Annotated in this window: 23 protein-coding genes; 13 read left to right on the top strand and 10 right to left on the bottom strand. The window is 74.5% G+C overall.

Annotation, left to right across the window (positions count from 1 at the left end; translation table 11 throughout):
- Positions 1-13: 13 nt before the first annotated feature.
- The 4 genes from AB0N17_RS14325 to AB0N17_RS14310 form a co-directional block, all read right to left on the bottom strand.
- A complete protein-coding gene (locus AB0N17_RS14325; protein ID WP_366011592.1) occupies positions 14-940 on the bottom strand; it encodes a DMT family transporter in 927 nt (308 codons plus the stop codon).
- A 6-nt stretch (positions 941-946) separates the two neighbouring features.
- Entirely contained in the window at positions 947-1795 is an 849-nt protein-coding gene (locus tag AB0N17_RS14320; protein WP_366011591.1) for an SDR family NAD(P)-dependent oxidoreductase, read from the bottom strand.
- A gap of 889 nt (positions 1796-2684) precedes the next feature.
- A complete protein-coding gene (locus AB0N17_RS14315; RefSeq protein WP_366011590.1) occupies positions 2685-3212 on the bottom strand; it encodes an SRPBCC family protein in 528 nt (175 codons plus the stop codon).
- Between the two features lie 29 nt (positions 3213-3241).
- Complete coding sequence (locus AB0N17_RS14310; RefSeq protein WP_366011589.1) at positions 3242-3562, bottom strand: metalloregulator ArsR/SmtB family transcription factor; 321 nt, start codon at positions 3560-3562, stop codon at positions 3242-3244.
- Between the two features lie 204 nt (positions 3563-3766).
- Here AB0N17_RS14310 and AB0N17_RS14305 point away from each other — a divergent pair, with 204 nt between their 5' ends.
- The 5 genes from AB0N17_RS14305 (at position 3767) to AB0N17_RS14285 (ending at position 7618) form a co-directional block, all read left to right on the top strand.
- Positions 3767-5278 carry an MFS transporter gene (locus tag AB0N17_RS14305; protein WP_366011588.1) on the top strand — a complete coding sequence of 504 codons (1512 nt, stop codon included), beginning with the start codon at positions 3767-3769 and terminating at the stop codon, positions 5276-5278.
- A 143-nt stretch (positions 5279-5421) separates the two neighbouring features.
- The gene (locus AB0N17_RS14300) at positions 5422-5598 is read left to right on the top strand and encodes a hypothetical protein (protein WP_366011587.1); all 177 of its coding nucleotides are present in this window, start codon (positions 5422-5424) and stop codon (positions 5596-5598) included.
- A 63-nt stretch (positions 5599-5661) separates the two neighbouring features.
- Complete coding sequence (locus AB0N17_RS14295; protein ID WP_366011585.1) at positions 5662-6753, top strand: iron-containing redox enzyme family protein; 1092 nt, start codon at positions 5662-5664, stop codon at positions 6751-6753.
- Entirely contained in the window at positions 6754-7428 is a 675-nt protein-coding gene (locus AB0N17_RS14290) for a HemK2/MTQ2 family protein methyltransferase (RefSeq protein WP_366011584.1), read from the top strand.
- Positions 7409-7618, top strand: a complete 210-nt coding sequence (locus AB0N17_RS14285; RefSeq protein ID WP_366011583.1) for a CDGSH iron-sulfur domain-containing protein — start codon at positions 7409-7411, stop codon at positions 7616-7618. Before AB0N17_RS14290 ends, AB0N17_RS14285 begins: the two co-directional genes overlap by 20 nt.
- A gap of 195 nt (positions 7619-7813) precedes the next feature.
- Here AB0N17_RS14285 and AB0N17_RS14280 read toward each other — a convergent pair whose 3' ends face one another.
- Complete coding sequence (locus tag AB0N17_RS14280) at positions 7814-8248, bottom strand: subtilase-type protease inhibitor (RefSeq protein WP_366011581.1); 435 nt, start codon at positions 8246-8248, stop codon at positions 7814-7816.
- 413 nt (positions 8249-8661) lie between these two features.
- Here AB0N17_RS14280 and AB0N17_RS14275 point away from each other — a divergent pair, with 413 nt between their 5' ends.
- Positions 8662-9357 (top strand): alpha/beta fold hydrolase, encoded by a 696-nt coding sequence (locus AB0N17_RS14275; protein ID WP_366011580.1) that lies wholly within the window; start codon positions 8662-8664, stop codon positions 9355-9357.
- Positions 9358-9399: 42 nt separating this feature from the next.
- On the opposite strand, the gene AB0N17_RS14270 is transcribed toward AB0N17_RS14275, so the two are convergent.
- From AB0N17_RS14270 to AB0N17_RS14260, 3 genes are all read right to left on the bottom strand, one after another.
- The gene (locus AB0N17_RS14270) at positions 9400-11121 is read right to left on the bottom strand and encodes an RICIN domain-containing protein (protein WP_366011579.1); all 1722 of its coding nucleotides are present in this window, start codon (positions 11119-11121) and stop codon (positions 9400-9402) included.
- A 541-nt stretch (positions 11122-11662) separates the two neighbouring features.
- Positions 11663-12040 (bottom strand): toxin Doc, encoded by a 378-nt coding sequence (locus AB0N17_RS14265; protein WP_366011578.1) that lies wholly within the window; start codon positions 12038-12040, stop codon positions 11663-11665.
- Positions 12041-12043: 3 nt separating this feature from the next.
- Positions 12044-12283 (bottom strand): hypothetical protein, encoded by a 240-nt coding sequence (locus tag AB0N17_RS14260; protein ID WP_366011577.1) that lies wholly within the window; start codon positions 12281-12283, stop codon positions 12044-12046.
- A gap of 166 nt (positions 12284-12449) precedes the next feature.
- Between AB0N17_RS14260 and AB0N17_RS14255 the strand changes: the two genes are divergently transcribed.
- A complete protein-coding gene (locus tag AB0N17_RS14255; protein ID WP_366011576.1) occupies positions 12450-12959 on the top strand; it encodes a methylated-DNA--[protein]-cysteine S-methyltransferase in 510 nt (169 codons plus the stop codon).
- 14 nt (positions 12960-12973) lie between these two features.
- Positions 12974-13696 (top strand): 2OG-Fe(II) oxygenase, encoded by a 723-nt coding sequence (locus AB0N17_RS14250; RefSeq protein WP_366011575.1) that lies wholly within the window; start codon positions 12974-12976, stop codon positions 13694-13696.
- An 86-nt stretch (positions 13697-13782) separates the two neighbouring features.
- Here AB0N17_RS14250 and AB0N17_RS14245 read toward each other — a convergent pair whose 3' ends face one another.
- Positions 13783-16881, bottom strand: a complete 3099-nt coding sequence (locus AB0N17_RS14245; RefSeq protein WP_366011573.1) for a glycoside hydrolase family 2 TIM barrel-domain containing protein — start codon at positions 16879-16881, stop codon at positions 13783-13785.
- A gap of 310 nt (positions 16882-17191) precedes the next feature.
- On the opposite strand from AB0N17_RS14245, the gene AB0N17_RS14240 reads away from it, so the two are divergent.
- Positions 17192-19573: a SpoIIE family protein phosphatase gene (locus AB0N17_RS14240; protein WP_366011571.1), complete on the top strand. Its 2382-nt coding sequence runs from the start codon at positions 17192-17194 to the stop codon at positions 19571-19573.
- Between the two features lie 261 nt (positions 19574-19834).
- Here AB0N17_RS14240 and AB0N17_RS14235 read toward each other — a convergent pair whose 3' ends face one another.
- Positions 19835-20383 (bottom strand): RNA polymerase sigma factor, encoded by a 549-nt coding sequence (locus AB0N17_RS14235; protein WP_366011569.1) that lies wholly within the window; start codon positions 20381-20383, stop codon positions 19835-19837.
- Between the two features lie 47 nt (positions 20384-20430).
- On the opposite strand from AB0N17_RS14235, the gene AB0N17_RS14230 reads away from it, so the two are divergent.
- From AB0N17_RS14230 to AB0N17_RS14215, 4 genes are all read left to right on the top strand, one after another.
- Positions 20431-21822, top strand: coding sequence for a serine/threonine-protein kinase (locus tag AB0N17_RS14230; RefSeq protein ID WP_366011568.1), 1392 nt, complete (start codon positions 20431-20433; stop codon positions 21820-21822).
- A gap of 170 nt (positions 21823-21992) precedes the next feature.
- Positions 21993-22694, top strand: a complete 702-nt coding sequence (locus AB0N17_RS14225; protein ID WP_366011567.1) for a DUF4232 domain-containing protein — start codon at positions 21993-21995, stop codon at positions 22692-22694.
- Positions 22695-22893: 199 nt separating this feature from the next.
- The gene (locus AB0N17_RS14220) at positions 22894-24135 is read left to right on the top strand and encodes a hypothetical protein (protein WP_366011566.1); all 1242 of its coding nucleotides are present in this window, start codon (positions 22894-22896) and stop codon (positions 24133-24135) included.
- A gap of 159 nt (positions 24136-24294) precedes the next feature.
- Complete coding sequence (locus AB0N17_RS14215; protein ID WP_366011565.1) at positions 24295-25452, top strand: SLC13 family permease; 1158 nt, start codon at positions 24295-24297, stop codon at positions 25450-25452.
- Positions 25453-25476: the final 24 nt, after the last annotated feature.

Raw genomic sequence — 25476 nt, 5'->3', positions numbered from 1 at the left:
CCGGTGTGCGGGGTCAGTGTCCGCGGGGCTCCGGTACTGGTTCCCCGCCGCGGTGCGGTGGGCGGCCGTGACCGGAGGTGTCCCATTGCCGCCCGACGGTCGAGGCGTGGGCCAGGCCCAGGCTGCCCACCCCGATCAGCGCGATGCCGAGCACCTCGGGGATCACCCGCAGCCCGAGGTGGATCACCTCGGCGAACAGGACCCAGCCGAGGATCACGCTGGTGACGGCGTCGCCGAGGGTGAGCGCGGGCTGGGAGGCCGTGAGCGACCCGGCGGCCAGCGCGCCCTGCAGCAGCAGGAAGGCGACGAGCCCGGCGACGCCCGTGGCGTAGAGCGACCAGTGCGCGAACATCGCGCCCGGACCGTGCCCGAGCCGGCCCACGGCCTCCTTGAGCAGCGCCGCGGTGGTCGCGAAGGACACCGCGGAGGCGAGGCCGAGCAGCGCGGCCCGGGACATGCCCCGGGCCGGGCGGGCGACGGCCACGAGCAGCACGACGACACCGAGCACCGCGACGCCGGCCACGAGCCAGGCGCGGGGCGAGGCGGTGGGCCGCCCTGCGGACGGCGCCGCCGCCAGCAGGAAGAGGGCCAGTCCGGCGGCCAGGGCGAGGAAGGCCAGCCAGGTCCTGCGGTCCGGCCGGCGCCGGAACACGAGCCCGCCCACGACCAGGGTGAACAGCAGCTCGGAGGCGAGCAGGGGCTGCACCAGGGACAGGCTGCCGGTGGCCAGGGCCCCGGCCTGCAGCAGCCCGGAGAGCGCCAGCAGCCCGGTGCCCGCCAGCCAGTGGGGCCGCCGCAGCAGGTGGGCGAGCCGGCGCACCGCGGGCCCGGCTCCCCCGCGCTCCTCCGGCTCCTGCACGGCGGCCCGGCGCTGCAGCACCGAGGCGGAGGCGTTGGAGAGCGCGGCGAGCAGGGCGAGCACCACGGTGACGGCGAGCATGACCGGTCACCCGAAGTGGGCGGCGAGCCGCCGGTAGAGCCCGGGCGCGGCGCCCCGCACCCGGGCGGGCAGCCGCAGCCAGCCGGGGACGTAGACCTCGTCCCGGTCGTGCCGGACGGCGCTCCACACCGCGTCGGCGACCCGCTCCGGTGCCACCGGCCGCGGCCACGACCGGGTGTAGGGGGCACCGCGCCGGTCGAAGAAGGGGGTGTCGACCGCGCCGGGGACGACGTGGCTGATCCTGACACCGGTGCCGCGCAGTTCGTAGCGCAGGGCGTCGGCGAAGGCGGCCAGGGCGGCCTTCGCAGCGGAGTACACGGCCTCGCCGCGCACGCCGATACCGGCGACGGAGCCGATGAGCACGATACGGCCGGATCCAGCCGCGACCATGTGGGGCAGCAGGGCGCGCACCAGGTGCACGGTGGCCAGCAGATCGACGCCGAAGACCTCGTCGATGCGGGCGCGCGGCATCCCGGTGAAGTCCCCGGACCAGCCGACTCCGGCGCCCGCCACCAGCAGGTCCAGCCGGCCCAGGTGGTCCAGGGCGAGGCCGGTGACCCGGCGGTCGGCGCCGGGCCGGGTCAGGTCCGCGGGCACGGCCAGCGCGGAAGCCTCGGTGGCCACCTGCTCCAAACGGGTGACGTCGCGCCCGTTCACGACCATCCGCCAGCCCCCCTCGGCGGCCAGCCGTCGGGCCACGGCCGCGCCGATCCCGGAGGAGGCGCCCGTCACCAGGGCCGTACCGCCGGGGCCGGGCCGGCCCGCGGGCCGGGTCCCGGCATCCGCTCCCGGGACGGGTCCCGTCACCGGCAGCGCACGGCTGGACGATCCTGCGGGGGAAGGAGCATGGGACATGTCGACCGACCTCACAGCGACGGCGTACGCGGACTGGCGGCATCGGGGTCGAACGCTCGCGGTGTATCCAGGGCGCCACATGCCGAAACACCGCGCACGGCGGAGCCCGGGTACGGCCCCCGCCGCCACCCGGACGAGTGAGCCGCGGGTCGCCGCGGGGGGCTCGGGGGGTGACCATGGAGCGGCGGGCGAACCCGGGCCGTGTGCTCGGGTGCCCGTCGGGAAGCCATGTGTTCTGGCGCCCGGCAGGAGGTTATGCGCCCCGCCGCCCGGCAGGAGGTTATGCGCCCCGGCCCCCGGGCAGAAGCCCACGTGCCCCGACCCCGGCAGGAGGCCATGCGTCCCGGCGCCCGGGCAGAAGCCCACGTTCCCCGACCCCCAGGCAGAAGCCCACGCACCCCGACCCCCGGGCAGAAGCCCACGTGGCCCGGCCCCGGCAGGAGGCCGTGCGTCCCGGCGCCCGGCGGGAGGAACATCCGGCCGCATCCGGACGGTCACCTGGGCGCGCGGGTCTCCCCCCGGCCGCACCCGGACGGCCCCCGGGCCGCGGCCCCGGCCCGGCTGTTCGCGACCTGAGCGGGGTCCCGGTCACTCCAGGCCCGGCACGGGGCCCCCGAGGGCACTCCGGGCGCCGCCGCCCGGACGGTCACCGGTGCGCGCCGGTCTCCCCGGCCGCACCCGGACGGCCCCCGGACCGCGGCCCCGGCCCGGGTGTTCACGACCTGACCGAGGCCCCGGTCAGTCCAGGCCCGGCACGGGGTCCCCCGACGGCACTCCGGTGCCGCCGTCCGGACGGTCACCGGCGCGCGCCGGTCTCCCCCGGCCGCACCCGGACGGCTCCCTGGCCGCGGCCCCGGCCCGGGTGTTCGCGACCTGAGCCGGGCCCCGGTCACTCCAGGCCCGGCACGGGGGCGCCCGAGGGCACTCCGGCGCCGAGGTAGCCGTCGTAGAACTCCTTCCAGGCCGGGCTCGCCCCGGAGTGCGGGCCGGCGGGGGCCTCGTTGCGTGCCATGGCGTCCAGGGCGGCCAGGCACACCTCCCAGCCGGCGCCGTTGCGGGCGGCGGTGTCCGCCGCGCCGAGGACGTCGGTCAGCGTGAACCGGGTGCGCCGCTCGTCCACGGGTTCGAGGTCGAAGTGGAGCTCGTCGCCGCCCCACGCGAAGGACAGGTGCCGGGGCGGGTCGACGGCGAGCACGCGGCCGGTGGACTCGGGCATGTTCGGGTCGCCGCTGAAGCGGACGGTGCCGCCGGGGCGCAGCTCCATCTCGGCGCGGGAGGGGAACCACCGGGCGAGTTCGCCGGGATCGGTGACGAACCGCCAGACGCGGTCCACGGGGTGGTCGTAGGTGCGGCTGAAGCGGACGGCGGGGCGGCCGTCGTCCAGGGTGAGGTAGGTGCCGGTGAGGTCGACGGACATGGTGCTTCCGGTCCTTTCGACGGTGGGGGTCAGGGGTCGTCCGGCGTCTCGTCGAGGCGGCGGCCCAGGGCGTCCAGGCTGCGGTTCCACAGCCTGCGGTAGGGCTCCAGCCAGGCGTCGAGGGCGGCGATCGGTGCCGGGTCGAGGGCGTGGACGCGGCGCTGGGCGTCCTGCCGGACCCGGACCAGGCCGGCCTCCCGGAGCACCTTCAGGTGTTTGGAGGTGCTCGGCTGGCTCAGCCCGCAGGCGCCGGCGATCTCCCCGACGGTGTGGGGGCCTTCCAGGAGGAGCGCGACGATGGCCCGCCGGTGCGGGTCGGCGAGTGCGGCCCAGAGCGCGGCGTCGGACATGGGTCCCAATATGCCCTGGCCGTTATATGCCAGTCAAGGAATACAAGGCGGCCCCTACAGACCCCTAAGCGAAACGTTGCCGTTTCGCGGGAAGTGGCCTATCGTCGAGGTGTACGAAACAGTTTCGTTTAGGCGCCTCGTGCCTGCGCGCACGCGTCCGCGCCCGAACGGCTTCCCCGGACGACTTCCCTGGAGTGGCTCTTCATGTCCCAGAAGACCCTGGCCGACGGCTCCCCCGCCGGAGCCGTCGCGATCGAACACGGTGAGGCGGCGGCCTCGCCCCGGCGGTGGTGGATCCTCGGGGTGGTCGCCGTCGCGCAGCTGATGGTCGTGCTCGACGCCACGATCGTGAACATCGCCCTGCCCTCCGCCCAGACCGACCTCGGCTTCTCCGACGGCAACCGGCAGTGGATCGTCACCGCGTACGCGCTGGCCTTCGCCTCGCTGCTGCTGCTCGGCGGCCGGATCGCCGACCTGTTCGGGCGCAAGCCCGCCTTCCTCGTCGGCGTCGTCGGCTTCGCCGCGGCCTCCGCGCTCGGCGGTGCCGCGAACGGCTTCACCATGCTGGTGGTCGCCCGCGCCCTGCAGGGGGCCTTCGGCGCACTCCTGGCGCCCGCCGCGCTGTCCCTGCTCAACACCACGTTCACCGACGCCCGGGAACGGGCTCGCGCGTTCAGCGTGTACGGCGCCATCGCCGGGGCCGGCGGCGCGGTGGGCCTGCTGCTCGGCGGTGTGCTGACCGACGCGCTCGACTGGCGCTGGACCCTGTACGTGAACGTGGCCATCGCCGTCCTCGCCTTCGCGGGCGGCTGGATCCTGCTGGGCAACCACCGCGACGCGGCGAACGCCAAGCTCGACGTGCCGGGCACGATCCTGGTCGCCGCCGGACTGTTCGCCCTGGTCTACGGCTTCTCCAACGCCGAGACCCACCACTGGGGCTCGCCGCTGACCTGGGGCTTCCTGATCGCGGGCGGCTTGCTGCTGGCGGCCTTCGCCTGGTGGCAGACCCGGGCCGCGCACCCCCTGCTGCCGCTGCGCATCCTGCTCGACCGCGACCGTGCCGCCTCCTACCTCGCGGTGCTGATCACCGGCGCGGGCATGTTCGGCGTGTTCCTCTTCCTGACCTACTACCTCCAGCTCAACCTGGGCTTCAGCCCCACGAAGACCGGTGTGGCGTTCCTGCCGATGGTCGGCGCACTGATGGTGACCGCGCAGGTCGGCACCACGCTGCTGCTGCCCCGGATCGGCCCGAAGGCGGTCATCCCGCTGGGCTTCGCCGTCGCCACGGCCGGCATGGCGTGGCTGACCGGCATCGGCATCGGCTCGCACTACCTGAGCGCGGTGCTGCCGCAGCTGGTCGTGATCGGTGTGGGCCTCGGCCTGGTCATGCCGCCGGCCATGCAACTGGCCACCGGCGGGGTCGCGGCCGAGGACGCGGGCGTCGCGTCCGCGACCGTCAACGCGATGCAGCAGGTGGGCGGCTCCATCGGCACGGCCCTGCTGAACACCCTCGCCGCGAGCGCCGCCACTCACTACGTGGCCGGCCGGGACGCCACCAGCAAGCTGGTCCGGGCGCAGGCGACGATCGAGAGCTACACGACCGCCTTCTGGTGGTCCGCGGGCTTCTTCGCCGCGGGCGCGGTGATCGCCTTCCTGCTCTACCGGCGCGGGGTGCCGCGGCAGGACGCGGGCGCCGCTCCGGTCGTCCACATGTGACGGGCGGCGGACACACCGGCCCGAGGGGCCGCCGTCAGCAGGGAGACGGCGGCCCCTCGCCGTGCTCCCGTGCCCCCTGACCGGGGCGCTTGAGACGGCCGCGGCGGGTAACCCGCAGGGCGAGGACGACGGAAGGAGAGGTCATGCCGGGCGGCAACGATCACGAGGAACGGCCCGAGACGGCCCTGGAGGAAGTGCTCCAGGAGGTCGAAAAGGCCGAGAAGCGGGGCGAGGGGCGCGGCGACGGGGGCGAGGCCGGGGACGCCATCACGCCGAACACCGGAGCGCAGGAGCAGGCGGAGGGCGACGGACACGGCTGACCGGGCCGGGCCGGCGGGGCGGTCCGCACCGGTGCCTGCGTGCGGGGCGGGTACCCGAGCCCCATGAACCACCATCTGCGAGGACCCCAGCTGCCCCCGCCCCGCGGACCGCTGTCCGCCGCGGTCACCGCCCATCTGCACGGCACCGGTCCGCTCCCCCGCCCCGGGGACGCCGAGGACGCCGACCCCTACGGCGACGATCTGCACCTCGCGTTGTACGTGTGCTACGAGCTGCACTACCGGGGATTCGCCGGGGTCGGCCCGCGGTTCGAGTGGGACCCCGGGCTGCTGGGCGTGCGCGGCGCGCTGGAGCACCGCTTCCTGTCCGCGCTGCGCGCCGACACGCCGGGGCACGCGAGCCTGGACGACGCCCTCGGCGCCCTCCTGGTCGAACCGGTGGACGGCACCGGCGTGACCCACTTCCTGCGCGACTCGGGCGAGTTGTGGCAACTGCGGGAGTACGCGGCCCAGCGCTCCCTGTACCACCTGAAGGAGGCCGACCCGCACGCCTGGGTGCTGCCGCGGCTGTGGGGGCGGGCGAAGGCGGCGATGGCGGCGGTGGAGTTCGACGAGTTCGGCGGCGGCCGGGCCGAGCGGGTGCACGCGCGGCTGTTCGCCGACCTCATGACGGACCTCGGCCTGGACACCGGCTACGGGCGCTACCTGGACGCGGCCCCGGCGGAGATGCTCGCGGTCGTCAACCTGATGTCCCTGTTCGGCCTGCACCGCGAGCTGCGCGGCGCGCTGGTGGGCCACTTCGCCGAGGTGGAGATCACCTCCTCGCCCGGCTCCCGCCGGCTCGCCGAGGCGATGCGCCGCACCGGCGCCGGACCGGCCGCGGAGTTCTTCTACGACGAGCACGTCGAGGCGGACGCGGTGCACGAGCAGGTCGTCCGGCACGACGTGATCGGCGGGCTCCTCGACGAGGAACCGGAGCTCGCGGCGGACATCGCCTTCGGCATCGACGCCACCGAGTACCTGGAGGACCGGCTGGCGCGGCGGCTGCTCACGCACTGGCACGCGGGACGGTCGTCCCTGCGCACCCCCCTCGACGGGCGCACCCCCGCCGACGGGAAACCTCCCGAGCGCGCACCCCTTGTGCGGGACGCCCGTGAACAGAATGCCCTTGAGCAGGAAATACCCCATACATCCTGAATGCCGGGGTACCCGCGCGTCGTGATCGCAGTGACACTTCCGGGCGTGTACGCCCCTCAGGACGACACGGAGTTGCTCGCCGAGGCCCTCCGTGAGGAGGCGCCGCGCCCGGGCGCGCGGGTGCTGGACGTCGGCACCGGATCCGGCGCGCTGGCCCTGGCCGCCGCCCGGCACGGCGCCGAGGTGACCGCGGTGGACGTGTCCCGGCTGGCTGTCTGGACGGCCCGGCTGAACGCCTGGCTGACCCGGCTGCCGGTGCGGATCCGGCGCGGCAACCTGTTCGGGCCGGTCCGGGGACGGCTGTACGACGTCATCCTCGCGAACCCGCCCTACGTGCCGGCGCCCGAGACCGGGCACGGGCCGCGCGGCCGGTCCCGGGCCTGGGACGCGGGCCACGACGGGCGGCTGCTGCTGGACCGGATCTGCCGGGACGCGCCCGCGCTGCTGCGTCCGGGCGGCGTCCTGCTGGTCGTGCACTCCGCGCTGAGCGATCCCGACCGCACGCTGGAACTGCTGCGCGCGGGGGGTCTGAAGGCCGCGGTGGTGCGGCGGCGCTGGATCCCCTTCGGTCCGGTGCTGCGCTCCCGCGCACACTGGCTGCGCCTGCGCGGTCTGCTCGCGCCCTCCGCCGACAGAGAAGAGCTGGTGGTCATCCGTGCCGAACGACCGTGCTGACCGGGCCCGCAGGATCACGATGGCGCGGCAGGGGCCGCTGCTGGTGGAGGGGCCGGTCGAGATCGAACTCGAGGACGGGACAACGGTCTGCTCGGACCGCTTCCGCGTCGCTCTGTGTACCTGCCGGCGCAGTCGCCGCTACCCCTGGTGCGACACGAGTCACCGGCACAAGGCCAAGGACACCGGTTGAAACCGGTGGTTTTTCGCCGCTCCCCGGAAGGCCCCCCACGGGCCTAGCCGGGGAGCGGCTGTGTGCCCGGAGGCCGGCGGGCGGCCCCACTCCGCCCGTCGGCTCCGGTGCGAGATCGCAGGTTCCCCGCCCCAGAGGCCGCACTCCCCAGTTGCGAACCTGTTCCGGAGTACACGGGGTTCGTGCGATCCCGGTCTAGAACGCGAAGAGGGTGCCGCCGACGGCGTCCCTCATGCACGTGTTCCCGAAGGTGCGCTCGTACGAGACGCGCTTGCCCTGCCAGACCCCGTTGACGGTGACGACGACGGGGTCGTACAGCTTGGTGCACCACACGTCGGGGGAGGCCTTCAGGGCGTTGAAGTCGCCGCCGACCCCGCGGAGTTCGGCGCAGGCCTCGGCCGCGGCCGGGTGGGTGCCCGAGGAGGTGGGGGCACAGGTGAGGGTGACGGCGCGCTCCGGGGTGGCCGTGGCCGCGTCGCTGCCGTGGCCGGTGGTGAGCACCAGGGCCGAGGGCGCGTAGAGCGACGACGGGGCGGCGCCCGGTGCAGCGACGGCGGCCCCGGTCAGGGGTCCGCAGACGGCGGCGGCCGTCAGGCCGATGGCCGCTGCCCAGCGCGCGGTGTAACGCATTGTGTGCATCCTTCCGCTCGGAACAGATCGGGTGCCGTCCGGGGTCCGGTCGGGCACCGGAGCGGCGAGCGCCACTCTGCCGAGTCCTCGGTCGAAACTCACATCGAACCCATGGGTTTCAGTAACCTTTCGTGTTGAATCAGTGGCGTGAAGTCACGGAAATCGAACGCTGTGGCCCCGGAGTTGCAGGGCTCCGGCCCCTCGGACGACACCGGATGGCTGAAAATCAGCGCTTTGTTAATCGTCCTGAAACATTCCGGCTCTGCCCGCTTCAAGCCCCGTCATGACTCCCCGTGTTCATGAAGTGATCACCGAGAGCCGGTCTGCCGCCGGGCCGGGGGGACGGACGAATCGAACCACAACGGGCTTGTGTGCCACGGGCGTTGACACACCCGTGGGCTAGATTGACCGCCATGACTCACTTCGTACTGGTGGCGGGCGCGTGGCTCGGAGCGTGGGCGTGGGACGAGGTGGCACCCGACCTGCGTGCCGCCGGGCACGACGTGCACGCGCTGACGCTGTCCGGGCTCGCCGAGAAACGGGACCTGCCGGCCGGGCAGCAGACCCACGTCGAGGACATCGTGCACGAGGTCGGCCGGCTGGACCTGCGGGACGTCGTGCTGGTCGGGCACAGCTACTCGGGTGTGCCCGTCGGACAGGCGGCCGAGCGGATCGGCGACCGGCTGCGCCGGGTGGTGTTCGTCGACTCCAACGTGCCGGCGGACGGCGTGTCGTTCCTCGACGGGTTCCCCAGCGACCACATCCGCGAGGCCCTCGCCGCACACGGCGACGTGTGGCCGCTGCTGCCCCCGGCCGCCTACGCGCACCAGGACCTCACGGACGAGCAGATCGGCCGGCTGCGCACCGAGGGCACCCCGCACCCGGCCGCCACGCTCACCGAACCGGCCGTCCTGAAGCGGCCGCTGGGCGAACTGCCCGCGACCTACGTCAAGTGCGTGCTGGACGGCCGCGACCCGTTGCCCGCCGTCACCGAGGCGCTGCGGGGCGGGCGGTGGGAGCTGGTGGAACTGCGCACCGGCCACTGGCCGATGTTCTCCACGCCCCGGGAACTGGCCCGCATCCTGAACGAGGCGGCCACCCGCGGCTGAACGGCCCGCGCCGGTGGCGGCCGGCCCGCCACCGGCACTGCCTCACGTGTCCTCGCCGAGCAGTTCCGCCGGCCTCGCGGACGGACCGTCCGGGCCGGTGATCGACAGGGAGCCGGGGCTCGCCGACGGCGTGTCGGTCACCCAGCGCTGCCCGGCGGAGCGGTCCCGGACCGTGACGACGAGGTCGGCGCCGGGCTTGTCGCCGGCGCCGGCGAGGGCGAGGGCCGGATCCCAGCGGGGCAGCAACTCGCCCCGCACGGTGAGGTCGTAGCGCACGTCGTCGCCCCGGCCGCTGCCGGCGTCCGCGCAGGTGCCGAGGATCACCACCCCGGCGTCGGCGTGCGAGTCGAGGCACAGGCCGGAGTCGGCCGCGCTGCGCAGCAGTCCGTCGGCGTCGTACGTCCACTGCTGTGTCGGCGCCGCGGAGCATGCGGCGAGGACCGCGCCCGCCCCGGCCTTCGGCGCACCCTCGATGTCCAGGCACAGGTCGGACGCGGTGTTGCGCAGCCGGGCCGCCCGGCCGGCGGTGGGCAGTCGCGCGGTGCCGGGGGCGCCCGCCGAGGCGGGCGGGGACGGGGAGGCGCTGCCGGGCACGGTGGAGGCGACCGGGTCCGTGCCGTCGCCGCCGTCCGGCCGGGCGCTGAGCGTCACGACGGTCGCGAGCAGCACCGCCGAGGCCACGCCGACTCCGGTGAGCAGGGTCCGTGAGGACCACGCGGGCAGGTGCCCCCGCGGCAGGGGCGACGGGAGCCGGGCGAGCGGCCCGGGCGCGCCGCCGTGTCGCCGGCCCGGCGACCCGGTGCCCTCCGGCGGGGGTGCGCCCTCGGCGCTCCGCCGGGCGCCGGCCAGACCGGCGCGGGCGAGCAGTCCCGGCCTGCCGCCGCCGCGCCGGCGTCCGCCGGAGCCGCCCCGGGTACGCGCGGGCCCCGGACGGCGGCCGGGGCGCGAGTCGAGATAGCGGCGGGCGCCCCAGCCGAGCACGGCTTCGGCGAGCAGCACGCCCAGGGCCGCGTCGGCCTGGGCCAGTTGCTCGGCCGCGTGCCGGCAGTGGGCGCAGCCGGCCAGGTGTTCCTGGACGTCGGGCAGCAGGGCACCGCCCCGGCGGATCGGGACGTCGAGCAGACGGTTGTGGTAGCGGCAGTCCTTGCCCGGCGCGAGTTCCCGGTGGGCGCGCACCAGGCCTTCCCGGAATTTCTCCCGTGCCTGTGCGAGTGCGGCGCCCGCGCTCTCGGTGTCGATACCGGTCAGCCCCGCGGGGACGTTTATCGGTTCGGCCTCGACCTCGGTGTGCCACAGCAGCGTCTGTTCCCGCCGGGGCAAGGCGTGGAAGGAGTGGTCGGACAGGGCGCGGTTCTCCGGAATGAGCGTTTTCGCGGTGCGCATTCCGCGGCCGCCGGCGGGTTTTCCGAGTCCGGGCAGTACGGCGGTGATCCGGTCGGTGCCGGCCCAGTTCGCGACCGTGTCCCGGACGGCCACCAGCAGGCGGGGCCGCAGCGCGCCGGCGGGCTCGCCGAGCGCCAGCCGGGCCAGGACCTGGTGGAAGGCGGTCGCGGTGACCATGTGGGCGAGCGGACCGGGCGCGGCCAGGCAGATGACCGCGTAGTCCTGCGCGGGCCGCCAGTGCCGGGCCATGAGGAGGGCGGCGGACCGGGAGCCCTCCGCGTCGGAGCCGGCGCGCAGCGGGCCGGCGAGCAACTCGTCCGGCTCCGCCGGACCGGCGCCCGGGGGTGGGTAGGGGGGACGAGGGGGGTGGGGGGTGAGCACGGAGTGCAATCCTTTGGTGCGTGATGCGTCGGCGCGTCTCTGCGGCGCGCGCGGGGAGCGGAATGCACCGGCGCCCGGCCGGTCGCGTCCCTCAACCACCGGAAGATTTCCGGCTTTTACCCCCGCACGGTCATTGCAACCCTTGCACAACTTCCGCACGCGCAACAAGGCGCCCTGCGACATCGACAGGATTGAAAGAAAGTCAGAATTACGGCGCCGCTTCTGGTCCGGACCGATGTCTTTCGGTTTTTCACACGCCCCGTGTGAAACGCGCGCACGCACCGCCCTGCCGCGCACGCTCCCTGCCGGTGCCGCCCGGTGGTGGACTGGGAACCGGCCCTCTCGGAAGGCCCCGCGCGGGACGGCGGCTCTCCCGCGCGCGACCGGCCGCCGGCCCCGTTCCTCCCGCCCTCGGCCGGCGGCCCCGGCGGCTTCCCCCGCCCGCTGAGGGCGGGCCGGGCCCGCGCGGCCGGCTCCGCGCGGCCACGACCGGTCGGCAAGAACCGTTCGGCCAGGGCCCGTTGGGCCGAAGTCCGGTCGGTCAGATCTGCCAGGAGCGGAGGCGGTCGGCCGCGTCGTACACGTCGGTCTTGCCGGAGATCAGGTCGCGGGCGAGGTCGACCAGCGCGCCGTAGGGCGGGTCGATGCCGACGCCGCTGACGAACATGTAGGCCACGGCGGTCGCACAGGCGAAACGGGCGTTGGCCGCGGGCAGCGGCTTGAGCAGGGCCAGGGTGTGCAACAGGGCCGCGGCGCGCCAGGCCGGGTCGGAGTCGACGCCGAGCCGGGGCGGATCGACGCGGTGCCGGGCGACGGCGGCGACCAGGGCGGAGAAGTCGTCCACCGCGGGCTGGTCGGGCATGACCTCCTCGTGGCGCTGGAGCAGCCAGGGGACGTCGATATGGATGACGGAGGGCATCACTCAGGCGGCCTCGCCCCGGGCGGGCGGTTCGTCGTCGGGGAAGGCGGCCGCGAACTCCTCGGCGTGGGCGGAGAAGAAGCGCCGGAAGGCCTCGGCGCCCTCCTGCAGCGCCCGGTGCCGGGCTATGTCGGCGGCGGCGGCCTCCCGTACGAGGGCCTTCATGGACGTCCCGCGCTCCTTGGCGATCTGCCGCAGGTCCTCGAGTTCCCGATCGCTGAACTCCACGTTGAGAGCTGGCATGACCCTCACGGTACCGCGCGGGTACTCACCCGTAAATATCCGCAGTTCAGAGCGCATATCAAGCGGTACCTGCGGCACCCGAGGCGCCATGTCCGATTCCCGCCGGTCCCGTGGCGCGCGACCCAGCAGACTCGACACGGATAGGCAGAGCCCCGAGGAGAACCCGATGAGCACGCGCACCGTCCACACCGTCCACCCCAGCCCGCTGGGCGACCTGCTGCTGACCGCCGTCGTCTCCCCCGCCGGGCCCACGCTCACCTCACTGTCCCTGCCGGGGCGGCCCGGCGTACCGGCCGTCCGTGCGGAGGACCTCGACGACCGGCCCTTCGCCGAGGCGCACCGGCAGCTGGACGCGTACTTCGCGGGCCGCCGGACCCGATTCGACCTGCCGCTCACCGCCACCGGCACCCCTCTCCAGCAGGCGGTGTGGCAGGCCCTCGGCTCCGTCCCGTACGGCACCACGACCACCTACGGCGAGCTGGCCGCCCGCCTGGGCCTGCCGCGCGCCCAACTGCGCGCGGTGGGCCGGGCCCTCGGCACCAATCCGCTGCTCGTCGTCCGCCCCTGTCACCGGGTGATCGGCGCCGACGGCTCGATGCGCGGGTACGCCGGCGGCATCGAGCGCAAGCGGTGGCTGCTCCGCCACGAGGGCGCGCTGCAGCCGACCCTGGTGTGACGGGAGGAGGACTGATGAAGCCGACCCCGGCCGAGGCCCGCCGCAGGGTGGCCGGTACGGACTGGGCCGCGCTCGCGGCCGAGCTGGACGAGTACGGCAGCGCCCCCACGGGCCCGTTGCTCTCCCCCGCCGAGTGCGCCGCCCTGGCCGCCCTGTACGACGAGCCGCAGCTGTTCCGGACCACCGTCGACCTGGCACGCCACCGGTTCGGTTCCGGCGCGTACCGGTACTTCACCCACGACCTGCCCGCCCCGGTGGCCGCGCTGCGCGCCGCGCTGTATCCGCGGCTGCTGCCGGTCGCCCGCGACTGGGCGGCCCGCCTGGACCGCCCGGCCCCCTGGCCCGACGCGCTTCAGGAGTGGCTGGAGCGCTGCCGTGCGGCCGGCCAGGACCGGTCGGCGCAGATCCTGCTCAGCTACGGGCCGGGCGACTGGAACGCCCTGCACCGCGACGTGTTCGGCGAGCTGGTCTTCCCGCTGCAGGTGGTGATCGCCCTGGACGAGTACGGGACCGACTACACCGGCGGCGAGTTCCTCATGGTCGAGCAGCGTCCCCGCGCCCAGTCCCGGGGGACGGCGACCGCCCTGCGGCAGGGGCACGGCCTGGTGTTCACCACCCGGGACCGCCCCGTGCGCACGCGCCGGGGCTGGTCGGCCGGGGCGATGCGGCACGGGGTGAGCACCGTGCGGTCCGGTCGGCGGCGGACCCTGGGGCTGGTGTTCCACGACGCCGCCTGACCGGACCGGGCGCCCCGCGGCGGGCTCCGGGCGTACGGGTCCTTCCGGGGCGGGGAAGCCCGTACGTGACGTCCCCGCCCGGTCGCTCACACGTCGAGACGGCTGATCCGCACCGCCCCCTTCGACGTGCCCGGGGCGGCGCTCGTGAGCGTCAGCCGTATCCGCGAGCAGCGGACCGTGTCGAAGGTGATGACCGTCGGGCTGTCCGACGCGGTGGCCCAGTCGGTCTTCGCGCCGGTCACCGGCACGTACGTCCGGCCGTCCCACACCGCCACCTCGGCCGCGGCGGGCAGCGCGTGGGTGGCGTCGGCCGTGAAGGAGACCGTCAGCCGGTCGACGGTCCGGGTGCGCCCGAAGTCCACCGACACCCAGTCCCGCGCACGGGCGCCGGCGAAGGCGGGCAGCAGCGCGGTGGCCGACTTGGCGAAGGCGTTGGACCAGCCGGTGGCGGGATCGCCGTCCAGCATCGCGGCGGGCAGCGTGTCCGGGCGTCCGGAGTAACCGGCGTCGGCGTACGGATAGGTGTGGGGCGCCGGGTGGTCCGGGCCGAAGTCCGCCGGGGCGGTGCGGACCGCGTCCCGGGCCGGGGTGGCCCGCAGGCTCACCGTCCCCGTGCGCAGGCCGTCCACGCGCGCGGTGACCTTCAGCGTGCCCGGCGCGGTGCCCGAGCGGACGATGGCGAGGGCCTTGCCGTGGAAGGCGGTGCGGGTGCTCGCCTGGTAGCGCTCGGCGCTCTCCTCGCGTCCGTTGTCCACGCCGGCCAGGGATCCGCCGGTCACGTCGAAGGCGATCAGGTGCCCGGCGTCGGGCACCAGCACGCCGTGCGCGTCGACGATGTCGGCGGTGACGAAGGCGAGCGCACGGCCGTCGGCGGCGAGGGAGGTGCGGTCGGCGGTGAGGCGCACGGCGTGCGGGGCGGCGGCGGTGCGCAGCACGTCGGTGGCGACCGCCTTGCCGTCCTTGCGGGCCACCGCCTTCAGTTCACCCGGCCGGTAGGGCACCTTCCAGGTCAGGTGCAGCTTCCCCGCGCTGCCGTTGGGGCTGGTGTAACTGCCGGGGTAGGGACCGTCGGTGAAGGTCTTGTCGTCGCCGGTGGCCTCGGTGGTCTCCAGGTAGGCGCGGCCGTCGGTGGTCCGCTTGGTGTCGAACTCCCGCACGCCGAGGGACTGTCCGTTCAGGAACAGCTCGACGGACGGCACGTTGGCGTACGCCCAGACCTCGACCGTCTCGCCCTCCTCGTGGTTCCAGCTCATCGGCAGCAGATGGACCATCGGCTCGCTCGTCCACTGGCTTTTGAACAGGTGGTACATGTCCTTGGGGAACCCGGCGGTGTCGACGGCGCCGAAGAAGGACGCCTTCACCGGGAAGACGTCGTACGGGGTCGGTTCGCCGATGTAGTCGATGCCCGACCACAGGAACTGCCCGGCGAACCACGCGCGGTCCCGGTCCTTCTTGTGGCCGTACTCGCCGCTCATCGTCCAGGAGGCGAGGTTGTTGTCGTAGGAGGAGACCTCCCGCCTGCCCGGCGTGTGGTTCTCGCCCGTGTTGAGGTGTTCGGGCTCCTGGTACGTGCCCCGGGTCGAGGTCTCCGAGGAGGACTCGGACTCGAAGAGGAACAGGTGCGGGTACCGGGCGTGCAGGGCGTCGACCGACTTGGCCGTGTTGTAGTTCAGGCCGAGGCCGTCCAGCTTGGCGAGCATCAGGTCGGCCGCCGAGCCCTTCTTCGGCACGCTGCGGTACTTGTCGGAGCCGATGACGAGCGGCCGGGTGTCGTCGGCGGCCTTGATGGCGCCGATGATCCGGTCGGCCATGGCGAGCCCGGCGGCGGAGGTGGAGTCGGGGATCTCGTTGCCGATGGACCAGAGCACCACGGCGGGCGAGTTGCGGGCCGCGAGGACCATCTCGGTGGCGTCCTTCTCGCACCACTCGTCGAAGAACCGGCCGTAGTCGTACGTGGTCTTGCCGGTCCGCCAGCAGTCGAAGGCCTCCACCATCATCACGATGCCCAGTTCCTCGCAGACCTGGATCATCTGCGGCGAGGGCGGGTTGTGGGAGGTGCGGAAGGCGTTGACGCCCATCGACTTCATGATCCGCATCTGCCGGCGGACCGCGTCGACGCTGATCGCGGCACCGAGCGCGCCCTGGTCGTGGTGGAGGTCGACGCCCTTGATCTTGGCGTGGGTGCCGTTGAGGAAGAAGCCCTCGTCGGGGTCGAAGCGGTAGCCGCGGATGCCGAAGCCGGTGCGGCAGGTGTCGGTGGTGCGGCCGGCGACGCGCAGTTCGGTGTGCAGGGTGTAGCGGTGCCCGGGGGTGTCGAAGTCCCACAGCAGGGGCCTGGTGACGGTCAGTTCGTGCGTCTCGGTGGCTTCCCCGAGGACGGCGACCGTGGACGTCGTCCGGGCGACGGTGCGGCCGTCGGGGTCGACGAGCCGGGAGCGGACCTCCACGTCGGTCCCGGTGCCGGACGCGTCGAGCACGGTGGTCCGCACCCGGACCAGCGCCCGCTGGGCGGAGACCTCCGGGGTGGTGACCTGGGTGCCCCACCGGGCCACGTGCACCGGCTCGGTGACCACCAGCCGGGCCTCGCGGTAGATGCCGCTGCCGGAGTACCAGCGGCTGCTGGGCAGCTGGTTCTGCACCTTGACCGCGAGCACGTTCGGGGTGCTGCCGTCGGTGTGCACGAGGTCGGTGAGGTCGAGGGCGAAGCCGGTGTAGCCGTAGGGGTGGCGGCCGGCCTCGGTGCCGTTGCAGTAGACGTGCGCGTCCATGTAGACGCCGTCGAACTCGACCGAGACCCGCTTGCCGGCCCAGGCGCGCGGCAGCGTGAAGGCGAGCCGGTACCAGCCGAGGCCGCCCGGGAAGAAGCCGGTGCCGCTGGTCGTGCCGTGGTCCGTGGTCGGGGTCTGCTCGATGCTCCAGTCGTGCGGGACGGCGACCCGCCGCCAGGAGGAGTCGTCGTAGGCGGGGTCGGCGGCCCGGTCGTAGGCGCCGGTGGGGTCGGTGATGCCGTCCGGGTCGGCCAGGGCGAAGCGCCAGCCGTCCCGCAGCGGCACGGTGTGGCGTCCCTGGGCGGTGCCGGACGCCTCGGCGGCGAGGGCGGCCGGGGCCGCGGGAATGCTCAGTACCGCTCCGGCCGCGGGCGCTGCCGTGGCGGCGACCAGAACCGATCTGCGCGTGACCGTCATGGGCGGCTCTCCCTCATCAAGTCCCAGAAGTACTCACAACTGATCGCGACCAAACAGAATCTGACGCCCTGCCGCATGCGACCGTCAAGGGTGCGGCACCGGGCGGCTCGCCGGCTTGCCCCGGTCCGCCGGGTTTCTCCCGTGACCGTGTCGCGAGCGGCTTCGCACCGGCTCCGACCGGCTTCTGATCGTGTTCGACCTACCGGACGGCCTGCCGGAGGTTGGCGGTCACGGGAGGGGGCGAAGCACTACGCTGGAACACGAGTGGTGCCACCTGTTCACTGTGAGTGTGCGCTTGGGAGCGGCGACGATGAGCCGGGTCAATCCGTTCGACGACGCGGTGACGGCCCGGGCCGTCATCGACGACGACGGGACGCTGGTGGAGTGGAACGAGGGCGCCCGGCGCCTGCTCGGCCACCCCGCCGAAGCCGTCGTGGGCCGCCCGGCCGCCGGCCTGCTGGCCGATGACGGCGTCCCCGGCGCCCCCGCCGGCCCGCGCTGGGACGGCATGGTCGCCCTGCGCCACCGGGACGGCCGCACGGTTCCGGTGTGGGTGCTCGCCCACCGCCGGCCGGCCCGCGAGGACCGGCCGGCCGACTGGCTCGTCGTCACCCCGCTGGAGGACGACGCCCCCGCCCCCGCCGACGACCCGCTGTCCGCGGCCACCCTGATGCAGTCCCCGTGCGCCATGGCCCTGTACGACGAGCGGCTGCGGCTGCGCCGGCAGAACGACGCGATGGACGAGGTGGTCGGCCTGCCCGAGCACCGCGTCCGCGGGCTCAGACCGTCCGAGATCGGCGGGAAACCGCAGAGCGAGGAGCTGGAACGGCATCTGTCCGAGGTGCTCGCGACGGGCCGCCCCCAGGACGTGCGGACGTACATGCGCACCGGCGGTGAGCAGCACGCGCACGCCTGGCTGGCCCAGATGGCCCCGGTCACCGGCCCGGACGGCCGGGTGTGCGGGGTGAGCATGGCCACGCACGACTTCACCGAGAACTATCTGGCCCGCAAGCGGCTGCAGCTGGTCAACGAGGCGAGCGTGCACATCGGCAGCACGCTCGACGTCACCCGCACCGCCCAGGAACTGGCCGATGTGTGCGTGCCGGGGCTCGCCGACTTCGTCAGCGTCGACCTGCTGGAGGAGCGGGAGCCGGACGGGGAGCCGTCCGCCCGGGTCACCACGCCGGTCACCCTGCTCCGGGCGGCGCACCGCTCCGTGCTGCACGGCTCCCCCGACGTGGTGATGGAACTCGGCTCCCTGGCGAGCTATCCCGCCTGCTCCCCGCAGGCCGACTCCCTCGTCAGGGGGCGCACGATCGTCCGCGGGACGGCCTCCGGCGAGCTGCGGCCGTGGCTCGCGGAGGACCCCCGGCGCGAGAAGTGGGTGCGCGAGTTCGGCATCCACTCCGTGATGTCCGTGCCGATCCGGGCGCGCGGGCTGACCCTCGGAGTGGCCGTGCTCACCCGGCACCGCCGGCCCGACCCGTTCACCGCCGACGACGTGCTGCTGGCCGAGGAGATCACCGCCCGCGCCGCCGTGTGCATCGACAACGCCCGCCGCTACTCGCGCGAGCGGGAGACCGCTCTCGCGCTGCAGCGCAGCCTGCTGCCCCGCACGCTGCCGCGCACGGCCGCGCTGGAGGCCAGCTCCCGCTATCTGCCGGCCGCCCGGGCCGGGGTGGGCGGCGACTGGTTCGACGTGATCCCGCTGTCCGGGATGCGGGTCGCGATGGTCGTCGGCGACGTCGTCGGGCACGGCATCCAGGCGTCGGCGACCATGGGCCGGCTGCGCACCGCCGTCCGTACGCTCGCCGACATCGACCTGGCCCCGGACGAGCTGCTCACCCACCTGGACGACCTCGTGGTCCGGCTCTCGGAGGAGTCCGGCGGCGACGGCACCACCGGCGAGGTCGGTGCGACCTGCCTGTACGCCGTGTACGACCCGGTGTCCCGGCGCTGCACCCTGGCCCGCGCCGGGCATCCCCCGCCCGTGCTGCTGCGGCCGGGCGGCCGGCCCGGGCTGCTCGACGTGCCCGCCGGTCCGCCGCTGGGGCTCGGCGGACTGCCCTTCGAGTCCGTCGAGGTGGACCTGCCCGAGGGCACCGTCCTCGCCCTGTACACCGACGGCCTGGTGCACTCCCGGGACCGGGAGGGCGAGGCCGGCCGGGAGCTGCTGTACGCGGCGCTCCAGCAGTACGCGGGCTCCCTGGACGGGACCTGCGACGGCATCCTGCGGGCCCTGCTCCCGTCCGGCGGTGCCGCGGCCGACGACGTGGCGCTGCTGCTCGCCCGCACCCTGGGCCTGCCCGCCACGCAGGTGTCGACCTGGGACATCCCGGCCGACCCGGCGCTCGTCGCGCCCATCCGCAAGCAGGTCGTGGAGCAGCTGGACACCTGGGGGCTGAGCGAGGCCGCGTTCACGGCGGAACTGGTGGTCAGCGAGCTGGTCACGAACGCCATCAGGTACGGCGCCCGTCCGATCCGGCTCCGCCTGATCCACGACGAGACCACCCTGATCTGCGAGGTGTCGGACACCAGCCACACCGCCCCGCACCTGCGCCGGGCCAAGACCTTCGACGAGGGCGGCCGGGGCCTGCTCCTGGTCGCCCAGCTCACCCAGCGCTGGGGCAGCCGCCACACCCCGGAGGGCAAGACGATCTGGGCGGAGCTGCCGCTATACGAGGAGGAGTGACGGCGGCCCGACGGCGCCCCTGCCGCAATGCCGCAGCGCTGCCCGGACGGTTGGGCGGCCGCTCCGGCCGGCTCGGAGCCGGCTCGGCGTCCCGGGCCCGGCATGGGGTCGCACGGCGGTCGGGACGGCGGCCACCGCCGGCCGTCGGGCCGACGGCACCCCCGGCCCTGACGTCCGGCCCGCCAAGGGGCCGGGGTCCCGGCCGCTCCGCCGGCGCCACCGACGCCCAGGTGAGCCTCGTGCTCCCCCGCGGGGAGCCGCTCAGCCGCCGGCCAGCCAGGGCCGCACCTGCTTGCGGGCCTCGTGCAGCCGGGACTTGAGCGTGCCCAGCGGGATGCCGACGCGCTCCGCGACGTCCGCGTACTCCAGCTGGCAGATGTCGCGGTAGACCAGCGGCGCCACCAGGTGCGGATGCGTCCGCTCCAGCCGCTCCAGGGCCTCCAGCAGGTCCACCCGGGAGCCCGCGATGACGCTGGTGGTGCGCGGGTCGACGGCGTACGAGGGTTCGATGGCGGCGGGCTGTTCGGCGGCCCGCCGTTTCAGCTCGCGGTACTTCTGCCGGCAGCAGTTGGCGACGACCGTGTACAGCCAGGTGCCGAAGCGGCTGCGGCCCTCGAAGGCGGTGATGTGCCGGGCCACCTGGAGCAGCACGTCCTGGGCGGCCTCCTCGGCGTCCTCCCGGCAGGGCAGGAAGCGCCCGCAGCGGCGCACCACCTCGGGGCGGATCTCCGTCAGCAGCCGGTCCAGGGCCGTGCTGTCGCCCGCGGCGGCCCGCCGGGCGAGGTCTTCCGTCGGCGCCTGGTCCTGCACGAACGGGCCCTCCTCCAAGTCGATCTCAGGCCAGGCATGATAGTCGTATGCACTCCCTGGAGCGGATCGGCCGCTACCGTCTCGAACGGCCGCTGGGCACCGGCGCCTTCGCCACCGTGTGGCTCGCCCACGATCCCGAGCTGGAGGCACCGGTCGCGGTGAAGGTCCTCGCCGAGAACTGGGCGCACCGGCTCGACATCAGGGACCGCTTCCTGTCCGAGGCGCGGCTGCTGCGCAGGGCCGGCTCCAGCCGGGTGGTGCAGGTCTACGACATCGGTGAACTGCCGGACGGCAGGCCGTACTTCGTGATGGAGTACGCGGCCGGCGGCACGCTCGCCGACCTGCTGGCGGGCGGTCCGCTGCCGGTGCCGGACGCGCTCGCGCTGACCGCCGAGGCCGCGCGCAGCGCCGCCGCGCTGCACGAGGCGGGCATCGTGCACCGTGACATCAAGCCGACCAACGTGCTGCTGCACACCGCCCCGGACGGCACCCGGCGGGTGCTGCTGGCCGACCTGGGCCTGGCCAAGAGCCTGGCGCAGGCCTCGGTGCTCACGCTGGCGGCGGGCTCGGCGGGCTACCAGCCGCCGGAGCAGGCCGAGCCAGGCGAGGGCATCGACGAGCGGGCCGACGTCTACAGTCTGGGCGCGGTCGGCTACGAGCTGGTCACCGGGACCGTGCCGGGGCCGCCGGGCAGGGTCGTACCGCCCCGGCGGCTGCGGCCGGACCTCGGCGAGGACGTGGAGCGGGCGCTGCTGCGGGCGCTGGAGCCGGACCGGGCGCGGCGCTGGCCGGGCGCCCAGGCGTTCGCGCACGAGCTGGACCGGCTGGCGGCGGTGCCCGGCGGCCGGCGCGTGCGGCGGCTGGACGGCGTCCGCGGCCGGCTCAACCTCGTGACGCTGTCCCTCGCCGGGGTCGCGGCCGCCGCGGCGGCCGCCGTAGCGGTGACCGTCCTGATCCACCACGACGGCTCCCCGGAGGGGACGCTGCAGGTGTCCGACGCCACCGGGCGGGTGGTCCTCGAGGTGCCCGCGGGCTGGGGCCGCGAGATCCGGGACAAGGGCTGGGACCCGCGGGCCCTCGGCCTGAAGGCGGGGCACGAGCCCGGTCTGGTGGTCGCCGACGACCTGACCCGCTGGCCCGACCTGAAGGCCGCGGTGGACGGCGTGTTCGTCGGCGTGAGCGAGCACGGCGACGTCGGCGCGAAGGTCCGGGACCTCGCCCACGCGGGCTGCCGCTACTCCGGCCGGCGCACGTTCGGCGACTCCCACTGGCACGGCACGGTCCGGGCCTGGAGCGGCTGCCCGGACGGCGGCTCGGTCACCGAGTCCGCGCTGACCCCGGCGGGCGGCACCGCACAGCCCCAGCTCTATGTGCAGGTGCGTCAGCGGGGCGCGGGGGACGCGACCGAGGAGATACTGCGCTCCCTGCGGGTGACGTGAACGCGCGGCCGGGGGTGAGCGGAGGGGAGCCGGCGGTCCCAGCGGGGAAAGGAACCTGCGTGTTCCGAACTTTTCCGCCGTGCCACGCATCGGAGTGTCATGACGGCGCACCCGGCGCCGTGGGCACGCGTTCCGTCGCGTGCCGTGAAGAACCAGGAGTGTTGAGCGACATGGTGTACACCCCCCGGTCCGCGCGGCACGGGGCCCTGCTCGTGGGCACGGTCGCCGTGCTGGGCCTCCTGACCGCCTGCGGCAACAGCAAAGACGTCCACACCAGCCCGCCGGTCACGGCCTCCGGCACGGCCGCCCCGGCCACCGACACCACGAAGACCCCGGCGCCCCCGACGTCCGAGGGGACCTCGGCGGCGCCCAGCGGCACGGTCTCGTCGGCCACCGCGACACGGAAGGCGCCCCCGTCCTCGGGCGGCGGTGCCACGACGGCCCGGCCGGCGAGCTCCCGGTGCCACACCTCCGAACTGCGCGCCGCCGTGGGCCGCAACGACCCGGGCGCCGGCCAGGAGAACTTCCCCGTCGTGCTCACCAACGGCTCCGCCCGGACCTGCACCCTGCACGGCTTTCCGGGCGCGGCCTTCGTGAACGCCTCCGGCACCCAGCTCGGCCCGGACCCCAAGCGTGAGCCGGGCTCCCCGGCGACGGTCACGCTGAAGCCCGGGCAGAGCGCCTGGGCGGGCCTGACCTTCTCCAACCCCGGGGTCAGCGGCGCCGGGACGGCCACCCCGGCCGCGCTGCTGGTCACCCCGCCGGACGAGCGCGACCAGCTGAAGGTGACCTGGACGGGCGGGACGGTGCCGGTCTCCGGCAACTCCTCGTCCGTGTTCCTGTCGGCGCTCAGCCCCGGCACCGGCCCCTGACCCACGCGGAGGAACCCGCTCCCCGAACCCCGCCGCCCGCTCGCCGGGCGGCGGGGTTCGTCATGACCGCGCCACAAGTGTCACAGGACGGCAACAGGCGCCGTCGGCCGCGATCTTTCCCCGGACCCCCCTCATCGAACCCGTCGACCGCACAGCAGCAGGCCCCGGCGAGGGGCCGCGACGAGGAATCGGGGAGACGATGAGCGGGATCTCACGCAGGCGGGTGCTGACGGCGGGCGCGGCGGCGGGCGCCCTGGGCGCGCTGGCCGCGTGCTCCTCCGGCACCGGCCTCTCGGTCGGACCGGGCCGGGCCGGCGGCAAGGGCACCGAGCAGGCCCGGGCCGGGAAGCCGATCGGCGACGGCTCCACCGCCGACACCGGCGCCCAGCCGCACCAGCCGAAGCCCGAGCGGCTGAAGCCTGGCCAGAAGCCCCCGCAGTTCGTGGTGTTCTCCTGGGACGGCGCCGGCGAGCTGAGCAACAAGCTCTTCTCCCGCTTCCGCAAGGTGGCCGCCGACCACGGCGCCAAGATGACCTTCTTCCTCAGCGGCATCTACACGCTGCCCGAGTCCAAGAAGCACCTGTACCACCCGCCGCAGCACCCGGTCGGCGCCTCCGCGATCGGCTACCTCGCCGACCGGCACATCCACGCCACCCTCCAGCAGGTGCGGGCCGCCTGGCTGGAGGGCCACGAGATCGGCACCCACTTCAACGGGCACTTCTGCGGGGCGAGCGGCGTGCGCAACTGGTCTCCGGCCGAGTGGCGCAGCGAGATCGACCAGGCGGTCGGCTTCGTGACGCGGTGGAAGACGAACACCGGCTTCACCGACCTCGAACCGCTCCCCTTCGACTACCGCAAGGAGCTGGTCGGCGGCCGCACCCCCTGCCTGGAGGGCCAGGCCAACCTGCTGCCCACCGCCGCCGCGCTCGGCTGGAAGTACGACGCCAGCTCCCCCGGCGGGCTGCAGATCTGGCCGGGCAAGGTGCAGGGCGGCAGGATCTGGGACTTCCCGCTGCAGTCCATACCCTTCCCCGGGCACTCCTTCCAGGTGCTGTCGATGGACTACAACATGATGTTCAACCAGTCCGGCGGCAACCCGACCGGCGACCGCGCCCAGTACGACGCCTGGCGCACCCAGGCCCGTGACGCCTATGTCGCCGGGTTCCAGCGGGCGTACGACACCAACCGCGCCCCCTTCTTCATCGGCAACCACTTCGAGCGCTGGAACGGCGGCATCTACATGGACGCCGTCGAGGAGGCCGTCGGGAAGATGGCCGCGCACGGCGACGACGTGCGGTTCGTGTCCTTCAAGCAGCTCGTTGCCTGGCTGGAGGCACAGGACCCGGCGGTGCTGCGCACCCTGCGGACACTGTCGCCGGGGCAGGCCCCGGTGGGCGGTTGGGAGGAGTTCCTGGGCGCGGCGGGCACCCACAGCTCGTAACCCGCTCGGGATCGTCTGTTTTCATGGGCGGGCACCACATGATCGCTCCGGGAAGGACCCGCCCTGAACACGCCGCTCGCCGAGGCACTGTCCGCCGTCCTGCTCGTCGCCGTCCTCGCCTGGGCCGTGGTACGGCCCTTCGGGTGGCCGGAGGCGGTCATGGCCGTGCCCGCCGCGGGCGTCGCTGTCGCCACCGGCGCGATCTCCCTCGACCACGCCCGCGCCGAGGCCGAACGGCTCGGGCCGGTCGTCGGGTTCCTGGCGGCGGTGCTGGTGCTCGCCCACTTCTGCGACGTGGAGGGGCTGTTCCAGGCGTGCGGGGCGTGGATGGCCGACCGGTCGCGGGGCCGCCCGGTGCGGCTGCTGACCGCGGTCTTCGCGCTGGCGTCCGTCATCACCGCCGTCCTCAGCCTGGACGCCACGATCGTGCTGCTCACGCCGGTCGTCTTCGCCACGGCCGCGCGGACGGGGGTGCGGCCCAAGCCGCATGTGTACGCCTGCACGCATCTGTCGAACACCGCGTCGCTGCTGCTGCCGGTCTCCAACCTGACGAACCTGCTCGCGTTCGCGGCGAGCGGGCTGAGCTTCACCCGCTTCGCGGCGCTCATGGCGCTGCCGTGGCTGGTGGCGATCGGGGTCGAGTACGGGGTGTTCCGGCGGTTCTTCGCCCGGGATCTCGCGGCGGCGGCCCCGGCGGGCCGGGACACCGGCGAGCCGCCGCGGCTGCCGCTGTTCGCGCTGGTGACGGTGGGCTGCACCCTGGCCGGGTTCGTGGTGGCGTCGGCGTTCGGCGTGGAGCCGGCCTGGGTCGCCGCGGCCGGGGCGCTGGTCCTGGCCGGGCGGGCGCTGCTGCGGCGCAAGGCGTCCCCGCTGACCGTTGTGCGGGCGGCGGCCCCGAGTTTTCTCGCCTTCGTGCTGGCGCTCGGGATCGTGGTGCGGGCGGTCGTGGACAACGGGCTCGCGGACGCGCTCGGGCACGTGCTGCCGGGCGGCACCGGGCTGCCCGCGCTGCTGGGGACCGCCGCGCTGGCCGCCGTGCTGGCGAACCTGATCAACAATCTGCCCGCGGTGCTCGTCCTGCTGCCGCTGGCGGCACCGGCCGGGCCGGGCGCCGTGCTCGCGGTGCTGCTCGGGGTGAACATCGGCCCCAACCTGACCTACGCGGGGTCGCTGGCGACGCTGCTGTGGCGGCGGATCGTGCACCAGCACGAACACGGCGTGAACCTGTGGGAGTTCACCCGGCTGGGCCTGATCGCCGTGCCGTCGTCCCTCGCGGTCGCGGTGGTGGCACTGTGGGGGTCGCTGCAGATTCTCTGACGGCGCGTGCGCCGAGGGAGGCCG

Origin of the sequence: Streptomyces sp. NPDC051133 (assembly GCF_040682635.1) — a bacterium.
Taxonomy (GTDB): Bacteria; Actinomycetota; Actinomycetes; order Streptomycetales; family Streptomycetaceae; genus Streptomyces.
Note: the sequence above shows the minus strand (reverse complement) of the source record. Positions and strands in the feature narration are given on the sequence as shown.

Coding starts and splice junctions, on each gene's coding strand:
- AB0N17_RS14325 (WP_366011592.1), bottom strand. CDS start 940: ATGCTCGCCGTCACCGTGGTGCTCGCCCTGCTCGCCGCGCTCTCCAAC.
- AB0N17_RS14320 (WP_366011591.1), bottom strand. CDS start 1,795: ATGTCCCATGCTCCTTCCCCCGCAGGATCGTCCAGCCGTGCGCTGCCG.
- AB0N17_RS14315 (WP_366011590.1), bottom strand. CDS start 3,212: ATGTCCGTCGACCTCACCGGCACCTACCTCACCCTGGACGACGGCCGC.
- AB0N17_RS14310 (WP_366011589.1), bottom strand. CDS start 3,562: ATGTCCGACGCCGCGCTCTGGGCCGCACTCGCCGACCCGCACCGGCGG.
- AB0N17_RS14305 (WP_366011588.1), top strand. CDS start 3,767: ATGTCCCAGAAGACCCTGGCCGACGGCTCCCCCGCCGGAGCCGTCGCG.
- AB0N17_RS14300 (WP_366011587.1), top strand. CDS start 5,422: ATGCCGGGCGGCAACGATCACGAGGAACGGCCCGAGACGGCCCTGGAG.
- AB0N17_RS14295 (WP_366011585.1), top strand. CDS start 5,662: ATGAACCACCATCTGCGAGGACCCCAGCTGCCCCCGCCCCGCGGACCG.
- AB0N17_RS14290 (WP_366011584.1), top strand. CDS start 6,754: ATGCCGGGGTACCCGCGCGTCGTGATCGCAGTGACACTTCCGGGCGTG.
- AB0N17_RS14280 (WP_366011581.1), bottom strand. CDS start 8,248: ATGCGTTACACCGCGCGCTGGGCAGCGGCCATCGGCCTGACGGCCGCC.
- AB0N17_RS14275 (WP_366011580.1), top strand. CDS start 8,662: ATGACTCACTTCGTACTGGTGGCGGGCGCGTGGCTCGGAGCGTGGGCG.
- AB0N17_RS14265 (WP_366011578.1), bottom strand. CDS start 12,040: ATGCCCTCCGTCATCCATATCGACGTCCCCTGGCTGCTCCAGCGCCAC.
- AB0N17_RS14260 (WP_366011577.1), bottom strand. CDS start 12,283: ATGCCAGCTCTCAACGTGGAGTTCAGCGATCGGGAACTCGAGGACCTG.
- AB0N17_RS14255 (WP_366011576.1), top strand. CDS start 12,450: ATGAGCACGCGCACCGTCCACACCGTCCACCCCAGCCCGCTGGGCGAC.
- AB0N17_RS14250 (WP_366011575.1), top strand. CDS start 12,974: ATGAAGCCGACCCCGGCCGAGGCCCGCCGCAGGGTGGCCGGTACGGAC.
- AB0N17_RS14245 (WP_366011573.1), bottom strand. CDS start 16,881: ATGACGGTCACGCGCAGATCGGTTCTGGTCGCCGCCACGGCAGCGCCC.
- AB0N17_RS14240 (WP_366011571.1), top strand. CDS start 17,192: ATGAGCCGGGTCAATCCGTTCGACGACGCGGTGACGGCCCGGGCCGTC.
- AB0N17_RS14230 (WP_366011568.1), top strand. CDS start 20,431: ATGCACTCCCTGGAGCGGATCGGCCGCTACCGTCTCGAACGGCCGCTG.
- AB0N17_RS14225 (WP_366011567.1), top strand. CDS start 21,993: ATGGTGTACACCCCCCGGTCCGCGCGGCACGGGGCCCTGCTCGTGGGC.
- AB0N17_RS14220 (WP_366011566.1), top strand. CDS start 22,894: ATGAGCGGGATCTCACGCAGGCGGGTGCTGACGGCGGGCGCGGCGGCG.
- AB0N17_RS14215 (WP_366011565.1), top strand. CDS start 24,295: ATGGCCGTGCCCGCCGCGGGCGTCGCTGTCGCCACCGGCGCGATCTCC.